Below are 9180 nucleotides of genomic sequence, written 5' to 3' on the forward strand. Positions count from 1 at the left end.
TCTTCCTTTTTGGTTTTGCGGGGTTTTTTTTGTTGTTTAAATCGGGTTTCCACCCCTTTTAACAAAACACCACCCCCGTGTTGTTCGTCCGAACCCCAACGGGCCGCACCGGTTGAACCCGTGAGCGGCCCTTCGCTTGTCGATCAGTCGACGGCGCTGCCGGCGTCCACGAACACGTCGTCACCTTCGACGTGGACCCGGTAGACGTCCACCGGTTCGGTGCCCGGCGGGACGGACGGTTCGCCGGTCCGCAGGTCGAAGCACGCGCCGTGCATCCAGCACTCGATGCCCTTGTCGGTCACTTCGCCCTCCGACAGGCGCTGGAACGCGTGCGAGCACTCGTCCCGCAGGGCGTGCACCTCGTCGCCGTCGCGCACCAGCACGATCGGGACGTCTCCGACCTTTACGGCGAACGGTTTCCGGTCGTCGAGGTCGGACAGCGAGCACACCTTGGTCACATTCGGCGAACGCATGGCCTTCTCCGTTCAGGACTTCGGCGTGGCGAGGCGCACCGGGAGGTCCTTGGTCCGGGTGAAGCCCGGCCGCAGGATCCACGGGATCTCCGAGCGCGGAACCGCCAGCGTCAGGTCCGGGAAGCGCGTGTACAGCCCGCGCAGCGCCACCTCCGCCTCCAGGTAGGCCACGTGCTGGCCGAGGCAGCGGTGGATGCCCTTGCCGAAGCCGAGGTGGCTTTCGCTGCCGACGGCGAGCCGGTCGATCTTCAGCTTCTCCGGCTCCGGGAACTTCCGCGGGTCGCTGTTGGCGGCCATGATCAGCGGCACGACCGGCATCCCGCGCGGGATCACCGTGCCGCCCACCTCGATGTCCTCGGTGGCGAACCGCGGCTGGCCGAACTGGATCGGGCCGAGGCGCTGCAGCTCGCGCACCGCCTGCGGCCACAGCGTCGGGTCCGCCTTCAGCCGGGCGAGCTGGTCCGGGTGCTCGTGCAGGGCCAGCACCGAGTTGCCGATCAGGTACGTCGTCGTCTGGTGGCCGGCGGTGACCAGGCTGAACAGGATGCCGACCAGCTCGTCGTCGGTGGCGATGCCGGGGTTCTTGGCCTGCGCCTCGACGAGCGCGGTGACCATGTCGTCCTTCGGCTCGGCCCGCCGCCGCTCGATCATCGCGCGCGCCGCGACGAGCGTCTTGCGGACCTCCTCGGGCAGCCGCTTGCCGTCCAGGGTGGCCATCGCGTCACTCCACGCGCGCCACTGCGGGCGGTCCTCCGCGTCGACGCCGACCAGCTCGCAGATCACCGTGACCGGCAGCGGGTAGCAGTACGCCTCGACCAGGTCCACCGGCGTGCCGTCGCCGCCGGCCGCCTCCAGCTTGTCGAGCAGCTCGGCGGTGAGGGCCTCGACGCGGGGGCGGAACTTGCCGACGCGGTGCGCGGTGAGCGCGTAGGAGACCAGCTTGCGCAGCCGGGCGTGCTCCTCGCCGTCGGAGGCGTTGATGAGGTTCTTCAGCCAGGGGATCAGCTCCTCCGGCATGTCGAGGTGCCGGAAGACGCCGTTGCGGATGTCCTCGGCGGGGGAGTCGGCCAGCGGGTTGCACTGGAACCGCTGGTCCATCAGGACCTGGCGCACGTCTTCGTAGCGGGCGGCCAGGTACATCGGCGGGCCGCCCATGAAGCCGCCGATCTGCAGCGTCGGTGCCTCGCGGACCGCCGCGTGCGCTCCCCACGGGTCGGCGACCACTTCCGGGGAGAACAGGTCGACCGGTTCGGCCGAAGTCTCGGCAGTGGTGGTCATGGTTCTTCCTTTCGTGTTGGATCCGGTAGCGCACAGTCCCTTGTGGACGCCCGCGCGGTCAGTGCGTGGCGACGAACTCCTTGAGCGTGCCGATCACGTACTCGATCATCTCCGTGGTGATCCCCGGGTAGACGCCGATCCAGAACGTCCGCTCGGTGACGATGTCGCTGTTGGTCAGCGGGCCGGCGATGCGCTGCGGCTTGCCGATGTAGGCGGGGTGGCGGGTCAGGTTGCCCGCGAACAGCCGCCGGGTCCGGATGTTGCGGGCCTCGAGGTAGTCGACGACCTGCGGGACGTCGAAGCCCGCGTCCGGTTTCACCGTGATGATGAACCCGAACCAGCTCGGGTCGCTGCCCGGCGTCGCCTCCGGCAGGATCAGCCCGGGCAGGCCGTCGAGGCCTTCGCGCAGCTGGCGCCAGTTCCGCTTGCGGGCCTCGATGAAGTCCGGCAGCTTCGCCAGCTGGCTCAGCCCGAGCGCGGCGTGGATGTCGGTGCTCTTGAGGTTGTAGCCGACCTCGGAGAAGACGTACTTGTGGTCGTAGGCCTCCGGCAGCGTGCCGAGGTGCAGCTCGAACCGCTTGAGGCAGCGGTCGTCCTCGCCGGGCTCGCACCAGCAGTCGCGGCCCCAGTCGCGGAACGACTTCGCGAGCTTGGCCAGCTTGATGTCCGAGGACAGCAGCATGCCGCCCTCACCCATGGTCAGGTGGTGGGCGGGGTAGAAGGACACCGTCGAGAACCGGCCGAAGGTGCCGGTGAGCTGCCCGTTGTAGGTCGAGCCGACGGCGTCGCAGTTGTCCTCGATGAGGTGGAGGCTGTGGCGCTTGGCGATTTCGGCGACTTCGGCCACGGGGAACGGGTTTCCCAGCGTGTGCGCGATCATGATGGCGCGCGTGCGCGGCGAGATCGCGGCCTCGACCCGCTCGGCCGTCGTGTTGTACGTGCCGAGCTCGATGTCGACGAACACCGGGATCATGCCGTTCTGCAGGATCGGGTTCACCGTGGTCGGGAAGCCGGCCGCGACCGTGACGACCTCGTCGCCCGGCTTGAGCTGCTCGTCGCCCAGCGTCGGCGAGGTCAGGGTGCTCAGCGCCAGCAGGTTCGCCGACGAGCCGGAGTTCGTCAGCACCGCCTTGCGCCGCTTGAGCTTCCGGGCGAAGGAGGACTCGAACTTCGTCGCGATGGTGCCGGAGGCGATGCGCAGGTCGAGCGCGGCGGCCACCAGGGCTTCGCGGTCGGCGGCGTCGAGCACGGCCCCGGACGACAGGATCGGTGTCTGCCCCGGGATGAACGGCGCCGGCCCGGAGGTCTGGGCGTCGTGGTAGTCGCGGACCTGCGCCAGCAGGTCCGATCGGGCTGAGTCGACCATGTCGTATCGATTCCCTACGGACGAGTGCGGGTTGTCGCGGACCTTGCGCTCAAGTCACGCTAGAAGCGCTGCGATCGGGCGACATCCCCCAACGTGGTAGGGCCGTGCCGGGCGGGCGGCGGAGACTACCCGCGTTGGTGATGGCCTCGGACGGCGGCGTGGGCAAGCTGGAGCCGACCACGAGCCAGCCCTGGGAGGACGATCTTGTGAAGGTTCTTAATCTTGCCGGGGTAGCCCCGTCGACCGTGTTCAGCCACGTCCCCCTCGCGAACGCGCTGCGCAACGTCGGGCACCAGGTCATGACGACCGCGTCGGTCGACGAACTGCTCGACACGATCGCCGGCGTGGGGCTGTCGGCCGTGCGCACGACCGCCGAAGGGGTGTCCCCGCGCCAGATCATCGCCGAGAGCGGCCTGACGCACGTGCCCGCGGATCCCCGGGAACGCGAGATCATGTCGGGCCGCTGGTACGCGCACATGGAGTACGTGACCCTCGACGCGCTGCTGGCGCTCAGCGAGGACTGGCGCCCGGACGTCATCATCAGTGGCGCCGCCTCCTACGCCGGCCCCCTGCTGTCCGCTCACCTGGGTGTGCCGTACGTGCGCCACGCCTGGGACATCCACAGCCCGGCGCTGATGGACTCCGCCGCCGTGGAGCAGCTGCGCGACCAGCTGACCGAGCTCGGCCTGGACGGCCTGCCCGAGCCCGCGATGACGATCGAGATCACGCCGCCGAGCCTGCTGACCGCGGACGCCGCCTCGGCGCAGCTGATGCGGTGGATCCCGGGCAACTCGCAGGCCGTGGTGGAACCGTGGATGTACACCAAGGGCGCCGGCACCCGGATCGGCGTCACCGTCGGCACCGGGGTGGCGAACTACCGCCAGTACGACTTCCTGCAGGGCATCGTCGAGCAGATCGCCTCGCTGGACGCCGAGGTCGTCGTCGCGGTGACCGAGGACGCCCTGCCGGAACTGCGCGAGCGGCTGAAGAACGTGCGGGCGGGCTGGATCCCGCTGGACGTCGTCGCGCCGACGTGCGACGTCCTGGTGCACCAGACCGGCGGCAGCACCATGATGACGGGCCTGGCCCACGGCGTGCCCCAGGTGCTCATCCCCGACCCCAACCAGTACCGCGCCTGCGACATGGCCCGCCGGCTCGCCGAAACCGGCGCCGCGGCCGTGCTGACGCCGGACGAAGCCACCTCCGCGGTCATCGCGAAGACGTGCGGCGAGCTGGTCGCCGACCCGTCCTACGCCGCGGCCGCGCGCGGGCTCGCCGGAGAGATCGCCGCCCTGCCGTCGCCGCACGAAGTGGCGCTGCGCATCGAGCGGCTCGTCCGGGAAGCGTCCTGACCGAGATGGGCAGCGTCACGACCCGGAGCATGACCGTCCGGCCGCTCGCCATCGACGGCGCGCACCTCGTCTCGTCCAAGTCCTTCGGTGACGGGCGCGGCGACTTCTTCGAGGTCTACCGCGAAGACGTGCTGACCGAGGCGCTCGGCTACCGGCCGCGGTTCCTGCAGACCAACGTCTCGACGTCGTGCCGCAACGTGGTCCGCGGCGTGCACGGCGCGCTGACCCCGCCCGGCCTGGCCAAGTTCGTGACGTGCCTGCGGGGTTCGCTGCTCGACTTCGTCGTCGACGTGCGGACGGGCTCGCCGACGTACGGCCAGTGGGACATGATCGTGCTCAACGCCCACGGCGGCACGGCGGTGTACGTGGAGGAGGGCCTCGGCCACGCGTTCGTGGCCCTCGAGGACGACACGTGCGTCCAGTACCTGCTGTCCGACCTCTACCGGCCGGCGGAGGTGCTCACCGTGCAACCGCTCGACCCCGAGATCGGCCTGCCGCTGAACCTGCCGGGCGAGCCGATCCTGTCCGAGCGCGACGCGGCCGCGCCGACCCTGCGGGAGGCCGGCGAGCTGGGCCTGCTGCCGCGGTACGACGAATGCCTGGCCCTGCGGGCCGCCCGCGTCCGGCTGACCGAGGCCGCGGCCGCTTCCTGAATTCCCGCAACGCAAGAAGGCCCCGGGAGCGCGGTCCCGGGGCCTTCTGCCGTGCTCAGCTCAGCTGGGTCAGCGCCGTGCGCAGGGTCTCGCCGAGGAAGTCGAGGTCGGCGTCGGACGCGTTCAGCGGCGGGGCCACCAGCAGGCCTTCACCCGTGCGGTCGGGCCGGAAGCCGACGTACGGGTACAGCAGCAGCCCCTTGCTCCGGGTGATCCGCATGACGTCGCCGATGGTCCCGGGGGCCAGCTCGATGCCGTGGAAGTACCCCAGGCCGCGGACGTCGGTCACCACCGACTGGCCGCGCACGGCGTCGGCCACGAGCCGGCCGAGGGCGGCGCCGCGGACTTCGTCGCGGTCGAGGGCGCCGAGGTCGTCCAGCACCGACAGCACCGCCAGGCCGGCCCGGCCCTGCAGCGGCGTCGCCGACATCGTGCCCATCAGCGGCAGCCACTTGCCGCTCGTCATGATGTCCTCGGCCAGGTTCGGCGAGATCATCGTGGCGGCCAGCGGGACGTACCCGGCGCCGAGGCCCTTCGACAGCGTGACGATGTCCGCCGCCGAGCCCGGCGTGTGGTGCGAAGCCAGCGGGAGGCCGGTGCGGCCCAGCCCGGTGAGGACCTCGTCGTGGATGACCAGGACGCCGAACTCGTCGCAGACCTCGCGCAGCGCCTTCAGGTACCCGGCCGGCGGGACGTACCCGCCGCCGGTGGTGCCGTTGACCGGTTCCATCAGCACCGCGGCGACGGTCTCCGGCCCGGCCGCGACGATCGCGTCGCGCACCGCCCGCACGCACTCGACGCGGCAGGCGGGGAACGGGCAGTCGAGGTGCTGGCCGGGGTAGGGCGGGTTGAACGCGGGGGCGAGGCCGAAGCTGTCGTCCTCGTGCGGCCGCCGCGACCGGTGGCCCGACAGCGCCAGCACGAACGCGCTGTTGCCGTGGTAGCCCAGCGACGACGTCAGGATCTTGTGCCGGCCCTCTTCGCCGCGGGCGCGCTGCACCAGCCGGGCCAGCGCGATCGCCGACTCCGTCGCGTGCGTGCCGGTGGGGGTGAACATGACCCGGTCGTCCGGCCGGTGCACCGCCCGCGCGGTGGCCGCGGCCAGCTGCTCCATGAGGTCGGGCGCGAACGTGCCGGGGCTGGCGTAGGTGCAGATCCCGACCTGGTCCCGCAGCGCCTCGACCACCACCGGGTGGGCGTGGCCGATGTTCACGTTGACGATCCCGCTGGCGCCGTCGAGGTACCGCGTGCCGTCGGAGGCGTACACCCACGACCCGGCGGCGTGGCTGTAGGGGATCGGGGGGATCTGCAGCCGGGCCGCCAGCAGCTGGGACGGCGCTTTCTGCACGGTCATCGTCACGATCGGATTCCTCCTGGCTCGGTGGCGTGATCGACGTGGAGCCTCGCCTTGGTGCGGATGTCGTCGACGAGCACGGCCTGCCGCAGCACGTCGTCGTTGTCGGGGAGCCGTCCCGAACGGACGGCGGCCGCGAACGCGTCCAGGGTGTTGGCCACCTGGTCGTCGGGCGGCAGCGGGATTTCCTCGACGCCCGTGCTCCGTTCGAGCCGCAGCAGCGGAACGTGCCCGGCGGGCGGGGTGAAGGCGTGGTCGAGGACGAGCCGCCCTTCGCTGCCCCAGAGCTCGTACCCGGACCGGTAGGCGTGGTCGATCCCGAAGGTCGCGGACGCGCCGACGCCGTCGCCGGTGCACAGCAGCGCCTGCCCGGCGGAGTCGACGGGGTGGCCGTGGCGCCGGGTGAGCACCGCCGAAACGACCTCGATTTCGCTGCCCAGGAACGACATCGCCGCGCGCACCGGGTAGACGCCGGTGTCTAGCAGGGCCCCGCCGCCGAGGTCGGCGCGGTGGCGGATGTCGCCGGGCGGCCGGGCCGGCACGGCGAACGCGGCGTGAAACGCCCGCAGCTCGCCGATGACGCCGTCGGCCAGCAGCTTCCGGACCGCCACGTGCTGGCCGTGGTGGAGGAACATGACGTTCTCCATCAGCACGAGCCCGGCCGACCGGGCGGCGGCGATCAGCTCGCGGGTCCGCGACACACTGGTGGTCAAGGGTTTCTCGGCGAGCACGTGCTTGCCGGCGGCCAGCGCCCGCTCGATCCATTCGGCGTGCGAGGCGTTCGGCAGCGGGAGGTAGACGGCTTCGACGTCGTCGAGGTCCAGCAGCGCCGAGTAGCCCTCGACCGCGCGGCAGCCGTAGCCCCGGGCGGTGTCCGCGGCCTTGCCGGCGTCCCGGCTGGCGATCGCCGCGACCTCCGTGCCGGGCCGGGCCGCCATGGCCGGGAGCAGCTTCCGGACGGCGATGCTCGCGCAGCCCATGATCCCGATGCGCAGTGGGGCCACCGGATCTCCTTCGCGCGGTTCGGGCGTTGTCCGTCCTTCACGCTAGGACCGCGCGCAGGCTCCGGGCATCCCTCGTCCTGATAGCGCCTCGACCGTCCTATCAGGTCGGGGGATGCCCGCCGCGGCGCGGCCGTCCTACGCTCGCCGGACGCCGAGGAAGGGAGTGACGTGGTCCACAGCGCGATTCACGAGGACACGGCCCGGGACGGACGCCCCGACGACGCGGTCATGTCCATGGCGGACTTCCACTCCTGGTTCAACGCGCGGGCGCGCGCGAACAGCTTCCGGGTGGACCGGATCCCGTTCGCGGACCTGTCCGGCTGGGACTTCGAGCCCGACACCGGCAACCTGGTGCACAGCAGCGGCCGGTTCTTCTCGGTCGAGGGCCTGCGCGTGCGGACCGACCGGCCTTGGGTGAGCGAGTGGGCCCAGCCGATCATCGTGCAGCCGGAGATCGGCGTGCTCGGCATCCTCGTCAAGCGGTTCGACGGCGTCCCGCACTGCCTGATGCAGGCGAAGATGGAGCCGGGCAACATCAACGGCCTGCAGATCTCGCCGACCGTGCAGGCCACCCGCAGCAACTACATGAAGGTCCACGGCGGCGCGGCCACCAAGTACATGGAGTACTTCCGGCCCGGCTCCCGCGGCCGCGTGCTGTTCGACGGCCTGCAGTCCGAGCAGGGGTCGTGGTTCCTGCACAAGCGCAACCGCAACATCGTCGTGGAGACCGACGACGACGTCCCGCTCGACGAGGACTTCTGCTGGCTGACGCTCGACCAGATCCGCCGCCTGCTGCGGCTGGACCACATGGTGAACATGGACTCCCGGACCGTCCTCGCGTGCGTCCCGCCAGCGCTGTCGCGGCCGGACGACCGGACCGACGGCGACGGCTCGTTCGCCGAAGCGGTCCACCGTTCGCTGTCCGGCCGCGGCCGGCCCCGGCACGAGCCGGGGCACGTCCTGAGCTGGCTCACCGAGGTGCGCGCCCGCCAGGAGCTGGTGCAGCGCCGGGTGCCGCTCAAGGAGATCGTCGAAGACGGCTGGCAGCTCGGCCACGAGGTCATCGACCACCGCGACGGCAAGTACTTCGACGTCGTCGCGGTGTCGGTGCAGGCCAGCAACCGCGAGGTCACGTCGTGGACCCAGCCGCTGGTGGCGCCCCGGCAGTCGGGCCTGCTCGCGTTGCTGGTCAAGCGGATCGGCGGCACGCTGCACGCGCTGGTGCAGGCCCGCAGCGACGCCGGCACGCTCAACATCGCCGAGCTGACCGCGACCGTGCACTGCCAGCCCGGCAACTACGCCGACGCGCCGGCGGAGCACCGCCCGGCCTACCTCGACTACGCGCTGGCCGCCCCGACCGGCCGCGTGCGGCTGGACGTCGTGCACTCCGAGGAAGGCGGCCGGTTCTACCACGCGCAGAACCGCTACCTGGTGATCGAGGTCGAGGACGGCTTCGCCCCCGAGCCCGACGACCGGTTCCTCTGGACGACGCTGAGCCAGCTGATGTCCCTGCTGTCGCACAGCAACTACCTGACGGTGGAGCTGCGCAGCCTGATGGCCGGCATGCGCAGCTTCTGACACCTGCCGCACTGTCGTGAGTGGTAAGGCGGGTTAGAACCCGCCTTAAAACACACGAAAAGGTGTGCACAGCGGGGGGCAGGGGGTTTTGGAAAGAGTGGACCAGGGCGGGGAGGCCCCCC

The 9180-nt window shown here is 71.0% G+C and carries 8 protein-coding genes; 3 read left to right on the forward strand and 5 right to left on the reverse strand.

Annotation, left to right across the window (positions count from 1 at the left end; translation table 11 throughout):
• Nucleotides 1-143: 143 nt before the first annotated feature.
• Genes ACWEVN_RS43225 through rfbH form a run of 3 tightly spaced genes read right to left on the reverse strand, consistent with a single transcriptional unit; the run spans nucleotide 144 to nucleotide 3117 of the window.
• On the reverse strand, nucleotides 144-473 hold the full coding sequence (locus ACWEVN_RS43225) for a non-heme iron oxygenase ferredoxin subunit (RefSeq protein WP_452055149.1): 330 nt from the start codon (nucleotides 471-473) through the stop codon (nucleotides 144-146).
• A 12-nt stretch (nucleotides 474-485) separates the two neighbouring features.
• Entirely contained in the window at nucleotides 486-1751 is a 1266-nt protein-coding gene (locus ACWEVN_RS43230; protein ID WP_310967746.1) for a cytochrome P450 family protein, read from the reverse strand.
• A gap of 58 nt (nucleotides 1752-1809) precedes the next feature.
• Complete coding sequence (gene rfbH, locus ACWEVN_RS43235) at nucleotides 1810-3117, reverse strand: lipopolysaccharide biosynthesis protein RfbH (protein WP_449682115.1); 1308 nt, start codon at nucleotides 3115-3117, stop codon at nucleotides 1810-1812.
• 245 nt (nucleotides 3118-3362) lie between these two features.
• On the opposite strand from rfbH, the gene ACWEVN_RS43240 reads away from it, so the two are divergent.
• Both ACWEVN_RS43240 and ACWEVN_RS43245 read left to right on the forward strand, forming a co-directional pair.
• The gene (locus ACWEVN_RS43240; protein WP_452055150.1) at nucleotides 3363-4469 is read left to right on the forward strand and encodes a glycosyltransferase; all 1107 of its coding nucleotides are present in this window, start codon (nucleotides 3363-3365) and stop codon (nucleotides 4467-4469) included.
• A gap of 29 nt (nucleotides 4470-4498) precedes the next feature.
• On the forward strand, nucleotides 4499-5122 hold the full coding sequence (locus ACWEVN_RS43245; protein ID WP_449682114.1) for a dTDP-4-dehydrorhamnose 3,5-epimerase family protein: 624 nt from the start codon (nucleotides 4499-4501) through the stop codon (nucleotides 5120-5122).
• A 55-nt stretch (nucleotides 5123-5177) separates the two neighbouring features.
• Here ACWEVN_RS43245 and ACWEVN_RS43250 read toward each other — a convergent pair whose 3' ends face one another.
• On the reverse strand, nucleotides 5178-6476 hold the full coding sequence (locus ACWEVN_RS43250; protein ID WP_452055151.1) for an aminotransferase family protein: 1299 nt from the start codon (nucleotides 6474-6476) through the stop codon (nucleotides 5178-5180).
• Between the two features lie 2 nt (nucleotides 6477-6478).
• Nucleotides 6479-7480 carry a Gfo/Idh/MocA family protein gene (locus ACWEVN_RS43255; RefSeq protein ID WP_449682112.1) on the reverse strand — a complete coding sequence of 334 codons (1002 nt, stop codon included), beginning with the start codon at nucleotides 7478-7480 and terminating at the stop codon, nucleotides 6479-6481.
• Nucleotides 7481-7648: 168 nt separating this feature from the next.
• Here ACWEVN_RS43255 and ACWEVN_RS43260 point away from each other — a divergent pair, with 168 nt between their 5' ends.
• Nucleotides 7649-9058 carry an NDP-hexose 2,3-dehydratase family protein gene (locus tag ACWEVN_RS43260; RefSeq protein ID WP_449682111.1) on the forward strand — a complete coding sequence of 470 codons (1410 nt, stop codon included), beginning with the start codon at nucleotides 7649-7651 and terminating at the stop codon, nucleotides 9056-9058.
• The last annotated feature ends 122 nt before the right edge of the window (nucleotides 9059-9180 follow it).

The organism is Amycolatopsis sp. NPDC003861, assembly GCF_053605405.1.